General features: G+C 38.0%; 19 protein-coding genes. 6 read left to right on the forward strand and 13 right to left on the reverse strand.

Annotated elements, in window-relative coordinates:
• Window position 1: 1 nt before the first annotated feature.
• Window positions 2–1,258: an asparagine synthetase B gene (locus ACY650_RS17380; protein WP_462249407.1), complete on the reverse strand. Its 1,257-nt coding sequence runs from the start codon at window positions 1,256–1,258 to the stop codon at window positions 2–4.
• Between the two features lie 60 nt (window positions 1,259–1,318).
• Here ACY650_RS17380 and ACY650_RS17385 point away from each other — a divergent pair, with 60 nt between their 5' ends.
• Complete coding sequence (locus ACY650_RS17385) at window positions 1,319–2,557, forward strand: ABC transporter permease (RefSeq protein WP_462249409.1); 1,239 nt, start codon at window positions 1,319–1,321, stop codon at window positions 2,555–2,557.
• Here ACY650_RS17385 and ACY650_RS17390 read toward each other — a convergent pair whose 3' ends face one another.
• Together ACY650_RS17390 and ACY650_RS17395 are read right to left on the reverse strand one after the other, a co-directional pair.
• Window positions 2,558–3,790 carry a pyridoxal-dependent decarboxylase gene (locus ACY650_RS17390; protein WP_462249411.1) on the reverse strand — a complete coding sequence of 411 codons (1,233 nt, stop codon included), beginning with the start codon at window positions 3,788–3,790 and terminating at the stop codon, window positions 2,558–2,560.
• Window positions 3,791–3,891: 101 nt separating this feature from the next.
• A complete protein-coding gene (locus ACY650_RS17395; RefSeq protein ID WP_462249413.1) occupies window positions 3,892–4,278 on the reverse strand; it encodes a hypothetical protein in 387 nt (128 codons plus the stop codon).
• Window positions 4,279–4,399: 121 nt separating this feature from the next.
• On the opposite strand from ACY650_RS17395, the gene ACY650_RS17400 reads away from it, so the two are divergent.
• On the forward strand, window positions 4,400–4,930 hold the full coding sequence (locus ACY650_RS17400) for an adenine phosphoribosyltransferase (RefSeq protein ID WP_462249415.1): 531 nt from the start codon (window positions 4,400–4,402) through the stop codon (window positions 4,928–4,930).
• Here ACY650_RS17400 and ACY650_RS17405 read toward each other — a convergent pair.
• From ACY650_RS17405 to ACY650_RS17435, 7 genes are all read right to left on the reverse strand, one after another.
• Window positions 4,924–5,292 (reverse strand): hypothetical protein, encoded by a 369-nt coding sequence (locus ACY650_RS17405; protein ID WP_462249417.1) that lies wholly within the window; start codon window positions 5,290–5,292, stop codon window positions 4,924–4,926. The genes ACY650_RS17400 and ACY650_RS17405 overlap by 7 nt on opposite strands.
• Window positions 5,289–6,128 carry a metal ABC transporter permease gene (locus ACY650_RS17410; protein WP_462249419.1) on the reverse strand — a complete coding sequence of 280 codons (840 nt, stop codon included), beginning with the start codon at window positions 6,126–6,128 and terminating at the stop codon, window positions 5,289–5,291. Before ACY650_RS17410 ends, ACY650_RS17405 begins: the two co-directional genes overlap by 4 nt.
• A complete protein-coding gene (locus ACY650_RS17415; protein WP_462249421.1) occupies window positions 6,128–7,414 on the reverse strand; it encodes a metal ABC transporter permease in 1,287 nt (428 codons plus the stop codon). Before ACY650_RS17415 ends, ACY650_RS17410 begins: the two co-directional genes overlap by 1 nt.
• A complete protein-coding gene (locus tag ACY650_RS17420) occupies window positions 7,414–8,205 on the reverse strand; it encodes a metal ABC transporter ATP-binding protein (RefSeq protein WP_462249423.1) in 792 nt (263 codons plus the stop codon). The genes ACY650_RS17415 and ACY650_RS17420 overlap by 1 nt, the downstream gene beginning before the upstream one ends.
• Window positions 8,202–9,113: a metal ABC transporter solute-binding protein, Zn/Mn family gene (locus ACY650_RS17425; RefSeq protein ID WP_462249425.1), complete on the reverse strand. Its 912-nt coding sequence runs from the start codon at window positions 9,111–9,113 to the stop codon at window positions 8,202–8,204. Before ACY650_RS17425 ends, ACY650_RS17420 begins: the two co-directional genes overlap by 4 nt.
• A complete protein-coding gene (locus tag ACY650_RS17430; RefSeq protein ID WP_462249427.1) occupies window positions 9,110–9,787 on the reverse strand; it encodes a metal-dependent transcriptional regulator in 678 nt (225 codons plus the stop codon). The genes ACY650_RS17425 and ACY650_RS17430 overlap by 4 nt, the downstream gene beginning before the upstream one ends.
• Before the next feature lie 96 nt (window positions 9,788–9,883).
• Window positions 9,884–11,002, reverse strand: a complete 1,119-nt coding sequence (locus ACY650_RS17435; RefSeq protein ID WP_462249429.1) for a glycosyltransferase family protein — start codon at window positions 11,000–11,002, stop codon at window positions 9,884–9,886.
• Window positions 11,003–11,005: 3 nt separating this feature from the next.
• Between ACY650_RS17435 and ACY650_RS17440 the strand changes: the two genes are divergently transcribed.
• Genes ACY650_RS17440 through ACY650_RS17450 form a run of 3 tightly spaced genes read left to right on the forward strand, consistent with a single transcriptional unit; the run spans window position 11,006 to window position 13,280 of the window.
• Window positions 11,006–11,818 (forward strand): 2,3,4,5-tetrahydropyridine-2,6-dicarboxylate N-succinyltransferase, encoded by an 813-nt coding sequence (locus ACY650_RS17440; RefSeq protein WP_462249431.1) that lies wholly within the window; start codon window positions 11,006–11,008, stop codon window positions 11,816–11,818.
• Window positions 11,805–12,656 (forward strand): DUF3108 domain-containing protein, encoded by an 852-nt coding sequence (locus ACY650_RS17445; protein WP_462249433.1) that lies wholly within the window; start codon window positions 11,805–11,807, stop codon window positions 12,654–12,656. The genes ACY650_RS17440 and ACY650_RS17445 overlap by 14 nt, the downstream gene beginning before the upstream one ends.
• Before the next feature lie 33 nt (window positions 12,657–12,689).
• Window positions 12,690–13,280: a tetratricopeptide repeat protein gene (locus tag ACY650_RS17450; RefSeq protein ID WP_462249435.1), complete on the forward strand. Its 591-nt coding sequence runs from the start codon at window positions 12,690–12,692 to the stop codon at window positions 13,278–13,280.
• 3 nt (window positions 13,281–13,283) lie between these two features.
• On the opposite strand, the gene ACY650_RS17455 is transcribed toward ACY650_RS17450, so the two are convergent.
• Both ACY650_RS17455 and ACY650_RS17460 read right to left on the reverse strand, forming a co-directional pair.
• A complete protein-coding gene (locus ACY650_RS17455; protein WP_462249437.1) occupies window positions 13,284–14,702 on the reverse strand; it encodes a Na+/H+ antiporter NhaC family protein in 1,419 nt (472 codons plus the stop codon).
• Between the two features lie 9 nt (window positions 14,703–14,711).
• Window positions 14,712–15,254, reverse strand: coding sequence for a DUF4136 domain-containing protein (locus tag ACY650_RS17460; RefSeq protein WP_462249439.1), 543 nt, complete (start codon window positions 15,252–15,254; stop codon window positions 14,712–14,714).
• A 227-nt stretch (window positions 15,255–15,481) separates the two neighbouring features.
• Between ACY650_RS17460 and ACY650_RS17465 the strand changes: the two genes are divergently transcribed.
• The gene (locus tag ACY650_RS17465) at window positions 15,482–16,291 is read left to right on the forward strand and encodes a hypothetical protein (RefSeq protein ID WP_462249441.1); all 810 of its coding nucleotides are present in this window, start codon (window positions 15,482–15,484) and stop codon (window positions 16,289–16,291) included.
• Here the strand turns inward: ACY650_RS17465 and ACY650_RS17470 are convergent, their stop codons facing one another.
• Window positions 16,292–17,686 (reverse strand): sodium-dependent transporter, encoded by a 1,395-nt coding sequence (locus ACY650_RS17470; protein WP_462249443.1) that lies wholly within the window; start codon window positions 17,684–17,686, stop codon window positions 16,292–16,294.
• Window positions 17,687–17,744 lie beyond the last annotated feature (58 nt).

Here is a 17,744-nt window from a genome sequence, read left to right on the forward strand (position 1 = left end):
ATTAGGTCTTTTGCTTCTTCTTTTTGGCAGCTGGGAATAATATATTATTCAATATCAATCTGTATCCAGGAGAATTGGGGTGTAAGTTAAGATCAGTAGGAGGTTCATTTACAAAATGCTGATAATCCTCAGGATCATGACCTCCATAGAATGTCCAAAATCCTCTTCCAAGAATGCCGTGAATGTATTTTGCTTCGCTGATGCTCGGTGTTTGACCCATCACAATTACATCTCCTTTAACCAATTGTTTTTTAAAGCCAGTTGTTTGTCCCATAAAGCCATGAATGATCTTTTGATGGTTTTGTGTCAACATTGTTGGAATTGGATCCCATTTGGCGGAAAACTCGAATAACGTAAAGTAATCGTTGTTTTCAACAAGCCCGCGCTCATTGGCTTGATTGTCAATATTGGAGTATTCGTACCGCATAGGATCACGTTCAATCGTAAAGTTTTCGAAGGCCATGGTTTTTGAAAAGTCAAGCTTAGATTGTGCTCTGGGATCAGCTGGATCTCCATCGTAAATGCTCTCAACAATATCTAAGCCTTCGGCAGCCAATGCAATATCATAAGTATCCGTAGCCGAACACATAGCGAATAAGAATCCACCACTTGCTACATACGCCCTGATCTTCTTAACTGTGGCATGCTTCAATTGTGATACTTTACTGAATCCATGTTTTCGAGCGGATTCTTCATACTCTCTTTGCTGTTGTTGATACCAGGGGAAATGATGGTAGGCGCGATAGAATTTCCCATATTGACCTGTAAAGTCCTCATGGTGAAGGTGAAGCCAATCATATTTAGGCAATTCTTCCCCCATAATTTCATCATCAAAAATGACATCATACGGAATCTCAGCATATGTTAATACGAGCGTAACTGCATCATCCCATGGTTGCTTACTTTTTGGTGAGTAAACAGCAATCTTTGGGAATTTTTCCAGCTTCATCACATCCATGTTGGAAGATGGACTTGCAATGATATTCAATAGGTCATTTGCCTCGGCATCCGAAATTACCTGATAAGATACTCCTCTAATGATGCACTCATTTTCAAAAGCTTGGAGGTGCTTTATCATAAAACTTCCTCCTTTATAATTAAGCATCCAGTCGACCTCTACTTCTTTTGTAAGTATCCAATAAGCTATTCCATAGGCTTTTAAATGGTTGGTTTGGGTCTCATCCATTGGGACGAGGATATATGCCGCCTGGCTGGCTATACAGACATTCAAGAAAATTAGTAACAATATTCCCCTCATATGCATCACTTTTGTGTATACAACGTTAATCAAAACCGTGTGTTTTACTAATATCGACTAATGAACATTCGCGAAAATATCAAAGAGGGCATCAAGTCTATCAAAGCAAACAAGTTAAGGACCTTCCTGACGGCAGCTATTATCTCAATAGGTATTACTTCCTTGGTTGGGATTCTTACGGCTATCGATGGAATACAAAGCTCAATTAATAGTAGCTTCTCAAGCTTAGGTGCGAATACGTTTGATATTGAAGATAAAAGACGATCTCGTGGATCTTCCGACGGAAAAAAGCAAAAGACCTATCCAAAGGTCACGTATCACGAGCTGTTGACGTTCAAGGAAAAATATGAAGGGGCTGGTGTCGTGTCCATTTATACAGTTATTACCGGTCAAGCTGAGGTTAAGTATGGATCCAAAGTGACAAACCCTAATCAGATAGTAAGGGGTGGTGATGAAAACTACTTGACGGTAGATGGTTATGATGTAGATAAGGGCCGTCCGTTCTCCGCGAATGAAAGCTTAAATGGTAGCTACGTAGCCTTGGTTGGTAGTGATGTTATTGATGAGCTTTTTGAAGATGGAGAGAGCCCTGTTGGTAAAAAAATCAGCTTAATGGGTTCTAAATTCAGAATTGTAGGTACGATAGCTGAGCAGGGTGGTGCAAGTGGGAATTCCAATATTGATAGAACCATAATTATTCCTATGCAAACAGCAAGGATCATTGCTCCTGAAAGAAACTTCGGTTATGAAATAGCGGTATCAGTTCCTGATCCAACGCAAATGGACAATGCTATGGGTGTTGCCAGAGGACTTATGAGAGCCATTCGTCAAGATAGACCTGGACAGGAGGATTCCTTTGAACTATCTGCTAGCAAATCATTAGCTGAGCGAATGGGTGAGATAACAGGCTACTTAAGAGTAGGAGGGTTTACGATCGGATTTGTAACATTAATTGGCGCATCTATCGGCTTAATGAATATCATGCTGGTTTCTGTGACAGAACGCACAAGAGAAATAGGTGTTCGCAAAGCATTAGGAGCCACTCCATTGAAGATTCGTCAACAGTTTTTGATAGAGGCAATTGTTATTTGTCAGATGGGAGGACTGGGTGGTATTATCCTGGGGATGACCATAGGAAACCTCACCTCCTCACTAATCTTTAAATCTGGCTTTGTTGTGCCGTGGTTGTGGATGATTGTTGCTGTTGTTATCGGTATTGTTGTTGGCCTGATCTCAGGTTACATTCCAGCATACAAAGCATCCAGACTTGACCCTATCGATTCCTTGCGATTCGAATAGTTAAGCGCTTACAGTTGGTGTTATTTCCATAAGGAACCGATCAAGCTGCCCTTGGGTGACATGATCCATTACTACAATCTTAAACCAATTCGGATTTTCGTCATGAGTATCAGGGACAAGCATATAGTCTTTGGCAATGTTAGGGTCTACATAGTTAGACTTTATAGTGACTATGTTCATTGATGGATTTCTGTAATATTCAATGCCCATATCTGATAATTGATCACAGAGTCTGTTCGTCTTCTCTAATAGCTTTTTGATTTTCATTTTCCATCCTTCACTTCCATAAGTTCTCATGATCATCCAAACAGCTATTGCATTCGCTCCTGATCTACTCCCAACCAAGGTGAAATCTTTACCTTTTACGTAGTTAGCTTCTTCTGTAAGCGCATATTCGATAAATCCTTTTCTTGTCAGATAGATCCCTGTTCCGTAGGGTGATTGCAGCATCTTATGTCCATCCAATGTAAATGAATTGATCTTAGGATGATTAAAGGTGAGTTTGGAATTAGGATCTGAAAATGGGTAGATGTATCCACCAAAAGCACCGTCAATATGAATTTTATAGTTCAGGCCTAGTTCGTCCGCCCATTGAGTAATTGGATCAATGTCGTCTACAGAGCCAAACATTGTGGTCCCCATATTCAATACAATTATGAAATGCTTCTTTCCATTATTTTTAGCTTCTTCAAATTGCTCAATGGCAGTTGATGTGATTTGTCTTGACTCTTTATCTACATTTAAGACAAGGCTATCGAGGCTAAGTAATGATGCGCCTTTTGGCATTGAGTAATGAGCATCTTCGGTATATACCAGGCAAATCTCAGAAGGCTTGGCTTCAAATTCTTTTTCAAAATATCTTTTCAAAACCCAGATGGCCTGGATGTTAGCCTCTGTTCCTCCCGAGGCAACATAACCATCATAAGATTCATCCTTGCCTCCAAAGATTTGTTTAGCGCAGATATCAATTAGATCGGCTTCAATTTTTTGCGTGCCTTCGAATGCAGCTTCTGATTCATTTAAGGTATGACATCCGATATGATTAGGGTTTGCTATCATGGCCGATAAGAATGGCGCATCTTTAAGAAATGGTGCATCATGATAAAACACCTCTGTATCCAGGAATGATGCTGGTAGGCCCAAAACTGCCTTGTGTCTGTAGTCCAGATTGCTTTGAAGTGCATCAAAAACAACCGACTTAATTTCTTTATGGCTATATGAATCCCAGTACATAATCTTAACTATTTAGTATCAGCAAATTTAGTTGTTAAAACAACTAAATAAAATGATTCTAGAATAATAAATCAACAAAAAAGCCCCGTAAAGGGGCTCTGTTATTTGAGGTATACTTTTTCCTTTTTGTTGTATTTATTCCGATAGGAGAGTCTGAATCCATTTTTACCCCATTTTTTTATCTTATACACATAAGGTATTCTTCTTCTTTCCTCTGTGAAAGAATCATAGGTAAGAATCATCTTGCTTCCATCAAGCGACCATTCGCCGCCAAGTTTTGCATAGTTATTTCTATCGTGATAAAATTTGCGATCAACACGTATCGTGAAGGTTTCACCAATTTCAAAATATGGTCTACTGCTTTTTACATCAATGACTGACCATTTCTGTTTAGTTTGAAGTATTTCTTCAATTTTTGAAAGTTTTTGAGCGCTGGCTGTGCCTATACCTGCGATCAAGAGAATGAGTATAATAGATAGCTTTTTCATATCAATAGAATTTTTGTGGTTTCATAAGCAAGCATTTTGCTTGTTTCATGATGATTGAGTTTTTTAGCAAGGGTATTTCAAATACTGTGCCTCAATTTTAAAACCTATTTTATTCACCTCCATGAATCTTACAGAAAGAATTACAAATGCTATTCGAACAATTCCTGATTTCCCCAAACCAGGAATCATGTTTAAAGACATCACTCCGTTGCTTAAAGATGTGGAGTTAAGTAAAGAGATAACGGTAGCCTTTGCAGAGCAATGGAAGGCAAAAAATATTGATGCAATAGTAGGTATTGAATCGAGGGGATTTATTTGGGGCAATTCGCTTGCCCAATTGATGGGCATTCCATTTATACCAATCCGTAAAAAAGGGAAGCTCCCTGCAGAAACACTATCATTCAAATATGATCTGGAATATGGCTCTGCAGAGATTGAAATTCATAAGGATGCAATAGATAAAGGTCAGAAGATATTGATACACGATGATTTACTTGCAACTGGAGGGACTGCAATTGCGGCTGCGGAGTTAGTCAAGATGTCGGGAGGAGAAATAGCTGGGTTTTCTTTTTTAGTGGAATTAAGTTTCCTTAATGGAATTCAAGAACTAGAAGGACATAGTACGAATATTCATTCGCTCATCACTTATTGAGGTTCACGAAGCATAACCTGAATCAGGTTTGCTCTTCCAATTGCATTGAATCTAACAGATAAATACTGAATAGTTTCATATTCACCACAATCACCAAGTGGAGTAAGGCGATAATGAAAGAACTTTTGATTGCGTTCGTACAATTCATGCTCAGCTGCTCTTCCTAAAAGACTCTCAATTTCATTTTGAGTGCCTTTAAGCAGTTTGTCTTGGTTATTTACAATTAGATCAGCGTGATCCAAACGGTAAGTATTGCAATCACTTGTGTTGAGCCATTGATCCTTATCAAATCCATCGATAGATATCGTTTGATAACATGATGATAATACCAAAAGGGTGACTAGCTGTAATGTCTTCTTCATTTTTTTAATCTTACTGTGGCATAACAGATGGCGAAAATAGCACCAGAAATTGTCACTATTGCACCAGCAATTGATCCATCCAATAAATAGCTCAGCCAATAACCTAAGAATGAACTTAGTATGCCAAACAATGAACTTAATACTAACATTAATTTCAGCTTGGTTGTTATAAGATATGCTGAAGCCGCTGGTGCAATGAGCAAAGCGACAACAAGAATTGCTCCTACAGATTCAAAAGAGGCCACTGTGGTAAGTGAAACCAGTCCCATTAATAAGTAATGCCATTTGCTAGTAGATATTCCTATTGCTTGAGCGAATGAAGGGTCGAAAGTTGTAATAAAGAGCTCTTTATAGAATAGGATGACAAAAGCAACAATTACCGCTAATACGAAACTTAAAATAATTACTGCTTTAGGCCCAATAACATCTCCATCTGAATTGTAGATAAGGTCGATTGGCACGTATGCAATTTCACCATGCAAGATGCAGTCCTGATCAATATGTGCATTTCCAGCGTAGTAAGTAACCAAAATCACACCAAGTGCGAATAGCCATGTGAATGTGACTCCAATCGAAGCATCGGTTTGCAGCCTACCTTTTTGATGAAAAAATTCTATTAAAAAAGTAGTTAGTACTCCAAGAATTCCAGCTCCAATCAGCATCCAAATGGATTGCATGCTCCCTGCAATAAAGAATGCAATGACAATTCCAGGTAGTACAGAGTGAGAGATCGCATCTCCAACCATGGACATCTTTCTTAGAATTAGGAATGAGCCGAGTATGGCACAACTCACTGCCACCAAGGATCCTGTCAATATGATTAAAAATGCATCCATTATTTGGGTATTGAGGATTGGTGAGGATCTGCAGTGGGGTAATCGAGTAGTGCTTCCAGTTTGGCTTCAAGCTCAGGAGTTATGACGTGCTCAATCGTATCCGCATCTTCATGTACATGATCAGGAGCTATTCGGAGGTATTTGGTAAGGTAGAGTTCCCAAAGCCTATGTAGCCTTGTTACTCGTTTCCCTTTTTCAAACCCTTCATTAGTTAATTTCCATGATTCATTATTCTTTTCAACATATCCGTTTATTCGCAACTTTCTTAAGCCCTTTGCAAGCTGTGATGGAGCAAAATTTCTAATTAGCCTTAAATCATTAATGGCTATTTTCATGAAATGATCTCCATTATTTTCTCCAATCCTATAAAAGGCCTTCAAGAGATTTTCTTCAAGTAGCTGCTTTTTAATTGTAAACCTTCTCCATTGCCTGATTACAATGCCTTTTCTTGGCGCAAAGAAGAAGGAGAGCAGTGCGATTATTGAAAGTATCATTACCATCCAGGGGCCAGTTGGCATAGATGGTGCACTATACGAGATAAAAGCACCGCATATTCCAGAAAAGGCTCCAAATAGTGAGGCTAATAAAATCATCATGGACAGTCGATTGGTCCAAAAGCGGGCTGCCGATGCAGGTGTAATAAGCATTGCTGCCATTAGAACAACACCTACTGCTTGAATACCAGTAACAACAGCCAAGACAGTTATTGATGTCAATATCATTTCCAACCGCTTTATTGGGAGTCCTATGACCTTGGCATATTGCGGATCGAAACTTATCACCTTGAATTCCTTATAGAAAAGGTAGACTGTTAATAAGACAGCAATGGCTATGATGCTGAAGGCCAAAAGATCCTTGCCAACTAAGGCTGCGGCCTTCCCAAATAAGAAAGTATCCAGACCACTTTGAGCTGCATTGCCCGAATGCTGAATGTAAGTCATTAGTAAAATGCCAATTCCGAAAAATACAGAAAGGGAAAGACCGGTTGCGGCATCCTCTTTGATTTTTGTGTTTTGGATGATGGCGTCCATTACCAAAATTGAGATCCACCCTGAGATGAAAGCACCGATTATTAGTAGAAATGGATCTTTACTGCCAGAGGCTAAAAATGAGATACAGATACCAGGAAGGACTGCATGAGATATCACATCACCTACTAAAGACTTCTTTTTGATAAAAGTGAAACATCCTACAACCGCTGAGCTTATTGAAAGTAAAATGGTGCCAAATACAACGTATTTGATGTTTGGATATTCGAAAGAAAAAAACTCTATGAGTGTTTCCATTATTGCTTTTCTCTTGCTTCGAATTCACCTTTTTGCACAAGTTCACCAACCTCTGTAAGCAATGTAAGTTTACCGCCATAAGTTTCTTCAAGAAGGGATGGAGTAAACACCTCTTTTGTTGGCCCTGAGGCAACTAACCGTAGGTTCAGAAGGATAATCCAATCGAAGTAGTTTTCAACAGATTGAAGATCGTGATGAACAACTACTATTGTTTTACCTTCCTTTGATAGATCTTGGAGGATCTTAAATATGGCTTTTTCCGTAGCGGCATCAACGCCGGCAAATGGCTCATCTAAAAAATATATGTCTGCATTTTGAGTCAACGCTCGTGCTAAGAATACACGCTGTTGCTGGCCGCCAGATAGCTGAGAAATTTGACGCTTAGCATACTTATCCATTCCTACCATTTCCAGCGCTTTCAGGGCTGCTTCTTTATCCGCTTTTCTAGGGCTTTTGAACAATCCCAAGCTGGCATACCTTCCCATGAGTACAACATCTAATACCGAAGCAGGGAAGTCCCAGTCTACAGATTCTCTTTGAGGTACATAACTGATTTTCTTTCTAACTTCTTCAAGCGACTGATCAAAAAGCTTCACATAGCCAGAGTTCATTTCAACTAAATCCATGATCGCCTTGATAAGCGTGGATTTGCCAGCCCCATTAGGACCAATGATTCCACATAATGCACCCTTTGGAATCGAGAGGTCAATACCCCACAAGACAGGCTTTTTATCATAGCTTACAGTTAAGTCATGTATTTCTAGCGCTGGATTTTCTACGTGCTGAATCATTTCAAAGCATTTACAATTGCGTCAACATTTTTCGAAAACATACCGATATAGGTACCTTCTTCAGTACCAAATTCACCCATTGCATCGGAATACAGATATCCACCAATCTTGACATCATGGCCTTTTTCTTTACATCCCGTTACTACCGCATTAATAGATTTTTCAGATACGCTTGTTTCGACAAATATTGCCTTGATGTTATTTTCAATGATTAAGTCTATAAGGTCCGCAATATCTTTTAATCCAAAATCTGCAACCGTTGAGATACCTTGCAAACCTTCAACTTGCATTCCATAAGCATCACCAAAATAGGTGAATGCATCGTGAGCTGTAACTAAAATCCGTTGGCTCTCGGGTATTTCAGCGATCTGATTTCTGACATATTGATCTAAACTATCAAGCTGTGTAATATATGAGCGCGTATTAGCCTCGTAGAATTGGCGATTCGTTGAATCAAGCTGAATTAATGCATCGCTAATTTCATTAACAGCGTATTTCCATCTTTTGATATCAAACCAAACATGTGGGTCATATGCGTTCTTATATCCAATCGCTGACTTGAGTAGTTCTTTTGGTATTGATTCGGCAGCAGCAACAGTCAATTTTTTTCTTCCCAGCTTTTTAAGAATTTCACTCATCTTACCCTCTAGTAGTATTCCATTGTAAACGATCATATCTGCTTTATTGAATTTGGCTAAATCGCCCTGAGTGGCCTTGTATAGGTGAGGGTCGACTCCAGGTCCCATAATAGCCTCGGAGGTTACTTTATCACCAGCTATATTGATCACCGCATCATAAAGCATACCAGTTGTGGCAACTACGTGTGGCTTGCTGTTAGATTTTTCAACTTTTGAACTACAACCATATAGTCCGATAAGTGCCATTAAAGCAAAAGCGTATTTTCTCATTTTGTTTCAGTGAGTGTAATCATCAAATTTTCAGCAACTGGTTTGGACAGAAATTGCTTAGGTCCTTCATCTATGGTTATAGAAACTGAGCCATCGAAATCCATTCGCTCGAGCACATCTATTTTTGATCCTAATTTGATTCCTAATGAATCTAAGTGCTGGAGGAGCAATGTATCATCATTGTTCACTGCAACCACAATTCCTTTTGAGTGAATATCCACTTCAGCAATCGAGGCTCTACGAGTCTCTTTCATTACACCATCTTCATTCGGTATGGGATCACCATGTGGATCCATAGTAGGGTGTCCAAGAAACTTGTCAAGACGCTTAATTAAACTTGGAGATTTGATGTGTTCTAATTGTTCAGCAATCACATGAACCTCGTCCCATTTAAAACCTAATTTATCTACAAGGAAAACTTCCCATAGTCGATGCTTTCTCACAATGTTCAATGCAATCTTTTTTCCTGATGGGAGTAGGGAAGCACCCTTATATTTTTGATAACGAATTAAATTTTTTTGTGCCAACCTTTTAACCATATCATTAGCAGAAGCTGGTGTGGTACTCATGCTTTCTGCAAGTGCATTTGTGTTAACACTTTCTCCATCTTGGGAGGATAGATGATAAATGGCTTTGAGGTAGTTCTCTTCAGTAAAACTTAGTTCTGTAACCATGAAACAAAGATAATTTATTTTTAGATCAATCTAAAAATAAATTTAGAATAGCATTTTATTAAAAATTTAAATTATTAATAATCAGATATGTTATGATTAAATATTTAAACTTTTTAATGAATTAATTAGTTGTTGGCTTTCATGTTCCCAAGTTGATTCGATTGGATAAGGGTTTTTGAACATTGAATCGGTATTCTTGAGAGTTTTCAGGATATGTTCACCTTCGAAATTGTCGAAATTGATTGGAATTGCTCCACCTAAATCAGAACCAGTTTTGCTCCAAAGTGTATTTTCTTGGACCACATATGGAAGGTGATATCTTGAGTATTCATAAAGTTTTGTTGGCATTTTGTCCTTGTTTACCACATTAGGTTTGTAGCCAATTATGCCAAGATTAGATCTTGATATTGCCTCTAGAATTAAGTCATATGGAATAGGGCTTTTCGAAATATTTAGTTGAATGCTGTTGTTGTTTTCCTTCTGAGTTTCTAACCAATTTTCTAATTTATGGTCATGGACTTGTCCGATTATTTCTAACGTAATTTCTGTGTCTAATTCTTGTAGAGTCTCAAATAAATTAATGGCTCTTCTTATTCCACCATATTCAGAAATTGTTCCAGAAAATAGCAACTTGATTGGAGTCTTCGATCGACTGGAAATAGCATGTTCGATTGCCTTATTTTCAATAACTAATGAGTTATCGCTTACAAAATTGAGTTGAGTTTGGTAGCATTTTTCTGCTAACCAAAATTGAGAAACAAAGTGTCTACTTAGATTTTCTTTAAGCCTTACAATAGCTGCTGCAATGTTTCGAACTATTGAAGGACTAATTGCTGAAATATTCAAGCTGTAATTTTCTTGAACATCATAAACGACTTTACAACCGCAAAATAATTTTACAATAAGCGCTGTGTTTAATAGTTCGTGTGTGGTTACAACTAGAAGCTCTGGTTTGATTTTCAAAATCTTGAAGAGAATCAACTCTCTAATAAGGAACCTTTTAAGCCAATTTGTTCTTTTTAAACTGTGCGAGAAAAATTTGATATTGTTATCGTAGGATTCTTTTTTCCCTTCATTTCCTATGATATTAACTTCATATTTATTTGTTTTCGCAATTGATTGAGAAAGCTTCCAGTAGGAACGGACATCATCCACTGGTTTCAGTACAGAAGCAATCACAATCTTTTTCTTCATATCACTGTAAATATTAGACATTAGATGGAATTAAAAAACCTTATTGAGGAAGCATGGGAAGACCGATCGCTAGTAAATAATAAAGATGTATCAGTTGCGATTAAAACAGTTATTGAAGAACTCGATAATGGTAAGCGTAGAATAGCTGAACCTTCAGGTGATGATTGGGTGGTGAATGAATGGTTGAAAAAAGCTGTGATTCTATATTTTCCTTTAATGAAAATGCAGTTAATCGAAGTTGGTCCTTTTCAATTTCACGATAAAATCAAACTTAAGTCAGGATACGATCAGCTAGGTGTTCGAGTTGTGCCTCATGCGATTGCTAGATATGGGGCATTCATTCAAAAAAATACCGTATTGATGCCTAGTTATGTAAATATTGGCGCTTATGTCGATGAAGGGACGATGGTTGATACTTGGGCTACTGTTGGAAGCTGTGCCCAGATTGGTAAAAATGTACATCTAAGTGGCGGTGTTGGGATTGGTGGGGTTTTGGAACCTGTACAAGCAGCTCCGGTTATCATAGAAGACAATGCTTTCATTGGATCTCGTTGCATAGTTGTTGAAGGAGTGAGGGTAGGTAAAGAAGCTGTGTTGGGAGCAAACGTTGTACTTACAGCCAGCTCAAGGATTATAGACGTTACCGGTAATGAACCAAAAGAGTATAAAGGCTTTGTACCTCCAAGATCTGTAGTTATTCCAGGCACAGTTCCAAAGAAGTTTCCTGCGGGTGAATTTCAAGTTCCTTGCGCGCTGATAATCGGGACAAGAAAAGAAAGTACCGATAAAAAGACCTCATTGAACGAAGCTTTGAGAGAAAATAATGTCTCAGTATGATAGTGGCATTTTAGTTGTAGTGATGGAAAGAGTACCAACTTTTAAAGTCATGAAAACTTTTGGATTATTGCTGTTGAGCCTGGTTACCACAGCTCAAAATACCGTAGATGATAAACCCGTTAGTAAGGGAGAGGAGCTTCAATTCAAGTTGACTTATGGGTGGTTTACAGTAGGTAGAGGCTCTTTTAAGATTTCAGACGATTATGTATTGAAAGATGGGAAGGAGTGCATTGAAATAAATATTCATGGAAAGACCGCTGGATTAGCTGGAGTCTTTTCTAAGGTAGATGATAGGTGGGGAGCCATTGTAGATAAAGAAACTTTTCTTCCACACTATTCTTACAGAGACCTCTCTGAAGGTGATAAAGATCTTGATGAGAAAACGTATTTCGATTACGATTCCATGTCTATTCTAGTAGAAAGTACTTCCACATCAAATCCTGAGTCTAATGGGACCAAGTACTTCGAGCTAGATGGAAGTAGTTATTTCGATATGATGGGTGGATTAATGTTTGCCCGCAGTGTGGATTACAGGAGCATGCAAAAAGGTGATACGATACGGTTAGATGCCTTTTTTGATGAAGAGTTCTATGATTTCAAGATGATCTATCACGGAATTGAAAAGACCAAGACCAAGATTGGTAAGATCTACTGTCATAAGGTGGTTCCTATCATGGAAAAAAACAGTGTTTTTAAAGGAAAAGATCCAGTGAAATTTTGGATTTCGGCAGATGCAAATCGTTTGCCTTTAAAAGTCGCGGCGAAAATGAACTTTGGTAAGGCTCAGGTTGAATTAACGTCGTATAAAAATGCTAAAAGCGGCATTGATTTTAAATAATCGATCTACTTTTGCCGACTTCATACTTACTAAATGAAACATCTAGCTATATTATTTATTCTGGTTGCAACAATTGGTTGCAACAATGAGGAGTCCATCAATGGAGATGATCTATATGATGACGGTAAATATCAGGAAGCGATCGAAGCATATACCGCATATCTTGCTACTCATCCTGATCATAAAAAAAGCATCTATAACAGAGGCAGGTCTTACGAAGAGATTGGTCAGCGTAATAAGGCAATTCAAGACTATGAGCAATTGCTGAAAATCGATCCTAAATACATTAATGCTTATTTAAGTTTGGCAAAGGTTTCTTATAATAACAAGGATTATAATAAGGTCCTTGTTTATACAGGAGATGCAATTGATTTAAATGAAAATTCTGCTCAGGCACACTTCCTTTCTGGAAGAGCTGAACATCAGTTAGGGTATTTTGATCAAGCTTTGGAATCTTACAATAATGCGATTACCATAAATAGAGATTTTGGGGAAGCCTATCTATACCGAGGTGCAGTTAAAGTTGGGCAAGAGAGGCTTAGGTCAGCATGCGAAGATTTTAAATTCGCAAAATCTCTCAATATTCCAGAGGCTGATAAGGCCATTAAAGACTATTGTAAATAGTTTTTAGAAAACAAATCCTGCAATTAGATACAACACTACTGAGATTCCACCTGTAAAGAGTGCATATGGTAGTTGGGTTCGTACGTGATCTATATGATCACATCCAGAAGCAACTGAAGCTATCAGTGTTGTATCTGAAATAGGAGAGCAGTGATCTCCAAATACTCCACCTCCTAAGACTGCAGATATAACCAAATATATATTAGCATCAACAGCGAAACTTAGTGGTACGCCAATGGATATCATAATAGCAAAAGTACCCCAAGAGGTTCCTGTTGCAAATGCAATAAAACTGCTAATAATGAATATCAATGCAGGTGCTATTTCAGGTATTAACCATGCTGAAGTGACTCTTGATACATAAAAACCTGTACCTAATTCATTACACAAGTTGCCAATTGCGAAAGCAAGAACCATCAGTACGGCCATAACCACCATTTCATTCATCCCTTTGAAAGATTGATCGATAAAAGATTTGATGGTAAGCACCTTTTGAAAGAAGTACATTACTGCAGCTATTAAAAATGCCGTAAAACATGCATTTAAAACTGCTTCCGATCCGGATCCGTTACTAATACTGTTCCATACTTTATCCCAAAATCCACCAGATAAAGAATCATCCCACCCTCCGTAGATTAAGAAAAATGGCATGGTTAAAACCATGACAGCAATCGGTATTACCATATTGGCTGGCGAAGATGTTTTCTCGTCTTCTCCAGCAACAACAGGCTTTTCATTGTTAGAACTTCGATTCGCCATCTTTTTCATTTCACCGTATTCCTTACCTGAGAATGCTAACCAGAATACAAAAATGAGAGTCAGTATTGCATAGAAATTAAAAGGAATAGAGTAGACCAATGTCTGAAAGGGATCCAATGTTGGAAAAGCTAGGAGTAATCCCATAACGTATGCTCCCCATGCATTGAGAGGAAACAGCACGCAAGATGGTGCCGAACTTGAATCTGCTAAATATGCAAGCTTCTCTCTTGGGATTTTATGCTTATCAAAAAGAGGTCTAAAGATTGTTCCTACAGTTAAAATCGAAATGTTCGACTCTACAAAAATTAAAAATCCGGTGAGTGCAGATGTCGCTTGTACTTTGCCTTTAAAGTTCTTCTGGCCTGCCAGTCGTTTTTGAACCCAATTAATAAATCCATTAATTCCACCGGAGTATTTTATCAATTGTATCATGGCCCCGATTATCAAAGTAAGAATTATCGTTCGAGTATTCCCTTTGCTCTGAAAAACATCGACAAATGCTGTAATAGTGGATAAAAAACCTTCGAAGACGTTACCACCTTGTATAATTAAATACCCTACAAAGATCCCCAGCGAAAGTGAAAATACAACTTGTTTTGTCTTAATAGCTAATCCAATAGCCAAGAGAGGTGGTATCAAAGACCAAAAACCATAATCTGTCATTACTTAGTTTTACTTTTTACTTTCTAATGTTTTTAAAGACTCATCTACTTCTTTGGATTTAGCTCTATATGGATAGGTAGTGAAAATATATCCGACAGCTTTCTCGATTGCTCTTGCTACTTTTTTTTCCTTTCGCTGTTGACCAAGATCGTAGCTCCCTTGCCACACAAGCTTTTTATTTTGATCGAACATTTCAACCAATAATACTGACTCATATATTGTTCTTGAGGTGGGGGGAGTATAAAAGGGACCAACAACTGTATTGTTGTCGGTTTCAACTCGCGTGCTAGAAGCTACATCGTACCTTAATGTCAGATCTGGAGAGATATTAGAAATCACGTAAGATCTCCGCTCCATTTCTTTGTGAATGTTGCTTTTAATTAGGTCTAAAACCAAAGTGTTTTCGGGGGTTAAATTTTTCGAATCAGCTTTTGCACTAACAAGCCTGTATGACTCGAATTGGTTGAATTTAGCTTTAGAGTTTATGTATGAAACAATTTTTGGGCTGCAGCTAGAAAGTATGAGCGAGACAAGTATTATCCATTTATTCATTGAAGCTAATTTATGAATTTCACCATGATTATAGTTTGCCACATGAAGAATAGTGATGAAGAATTTGAATCTCTAATAGCGTAAGTGTGAAAATATCAATATTGATTCTTTATTTAATTCAAATAAGATAAAATTTAGAGAGGTTATTACGTATACTGATCGAAATAATTGATACTTTTCGTAGAGATAGCATCATGTTTGAATATATGTTATCTTAAAATTATAACATGAGTAAACGAGGGTACTTTTTTACGCTTATTGTCATAACAATAAATCTGGTTTTTGCGCAAAGCACTCCTGAGGTTGAAACCAACCTTGCGGGGGTGTTTCAAGGGAAAACGCTGTTTATTCAAAATCCATTTGATAAAGAGAGTAGAGATTTTTGTGTCAACCAGGTTTATATAAACGAGAAGCCAATTGATATAAACTATCGGCTTAGTGCAATTAAGTTAGATTTTGATGGATTTGATCTTTACACACCTGTAAAAATTAGAGTTATCCATAAGGATACTATATGCAGTCCAACCATTATTAACCCAGAAGCAGTACTCTTTCATACCATATTTCGATTTGTTTCAGTGTCACTTACTGACAGTGCTTTAGTGTGGACTACCAAAGGTGAAACAGGAAGAGGTGAGTTTGAGATTGAGAAGTTAAGGAATGGAATTTGGATTGATCAGGAGATAAGAGAGGCGCTAGGAAGGTATGAAGGGGCGGAATATTCGCATTTCCCAAACCTCGAAGAGGGTGCAAATAAGTATCGAATCAAATATAATTTCCCAAGAGGTGCACGCGTAGGGCACTTATATTCTTGGGAAGTAGATTTCGATCATTACCCAGAGCCAGTTGAATTCAAGCCCAAGTCTGCAAAAACAAAGGTTTACTTGTCTCGCTCTACCCACTATGAGATTTATGATGCAGGAAGCACACTTGTGTTAGAAGGACAAGGAACCGTCATTGACGTTACTGTCCTTAGACAAGGACAGTACGTCATATACTTTAATGGCAAAGACCCAGGAACTTTTATAAAGGAGTAATTAGAATATTTGTACTCCAAAGAATTTGAAAAGGACTGTTAGGATAAAAACAGTTGCCAGAACAATTGGAGCAAAGTATCCAATTGCAAAATTCAAATACTTCTGAATGAATGAGCCCTTATATCCAGGGGCACCATTAGAAAGTTCCTCGTCTAGATTGTGTTTTTTCCAAACATGAGCTGCGAAGAAAGCTATAATACAACCGCCAAGAGGTAGAATGGTATCATTTGCTAAAGCAGCAACAAAGGAAAGAAAATCGGTGTCTGTTCCACCATCTTTATATGTAATGAAGTTCGTGCTGAAGAACTCTGAATAGCCATTACCTACTAATGATGGAATTCCGATTATAAATATGAATAGGGCTACCATCCATGAGGCTCTATTTCTCTTTATTTTCCATTCATCTACTACGTAAGAAATTGGCACTTCTAATAAGGATACCGTAGAAGTTAGCGCTGCAAAACAAAGCAATACGAAGAATAGTGTGCCAGTTGCTATTCCTAATCCACCGCCGATTTGACCAAAAATTTGCGGTAGTGTTACGAATATCAGACCTGGACCTCTTCCAGCACCTTCCATGGTACCTGCACTCATAAATCCTATTAAAGGAAAGATCATTAAACCTGCAAGGAAAGCAATTCCTACATCTGTAAGTGTAATGAAAGCAGCAGAGCTAATGATATTATCAGATTTGCCAACATAGCTTCCGTAAGTGATTAAAGCTCCCATTCCAAGAGAAAGAGAGAAGAATGCTTGTCCCATTGCATTGTAAACAACAGATGGAGTTAGTTTGCTGAAATCGGGAATAAGATAGAATTTCAATCCATCAATTGCATTCGGCAATGTCATCGCGTAACCTACAATTAGTAGAATCATGATTATCAATGTAGGCATTAGCAACCTTGCGGCTTTTTCAATACCTCCAGAAATTCCTTTTGAAACAACATAAGCTGTTACTGCCATGAACACCAATCCATAGGATCCTACTTTTATTACATTGGTTATGTATTCTCCAAATTGGTCAGCTATTCCAAAATTACCAGAGATCATTTCGAAGATGTATCCAAATGCCCAGCCGGCAATTACATTGTAGAATGATAGAATAAGAACACCACTGAAAAGCCCTAGCTTTCCAACAAAGTTCCATTTTTTATAACCAAGTGCGTTGAAAGCTCCAACAGGATTTTTTTGCGTCTTCCTTCCAATTGCGATTTCTGTTACCATTACCGGGTAGCAAAGGATGAAACAAAATACTAGGTAAATAACAACGAATGCTGCGCCTCCGCCTTGGCCTACTTCATATGGGAAACCCCAAATATTTCCTAGCCCTACAGCTGAACCAGCTGCTGCTAATATGAAACCAAGTTTGCTTGAAAAGTTACCGCGTGCACTCATATGCTATGTTTTAGATTTTGCTTAAAGCGCCAAATATAGCAAAAGGAGGGTACCTGCA

The organism is Ekhidna sp. (assembly GCF_963691765.1).
In the GTDB taxonomy this organism is placed as follows: Bacteria; Bacteroidota; Bacteroidia; order Cytophagales; family Cyclobacteriaceae; genus Ekhidna.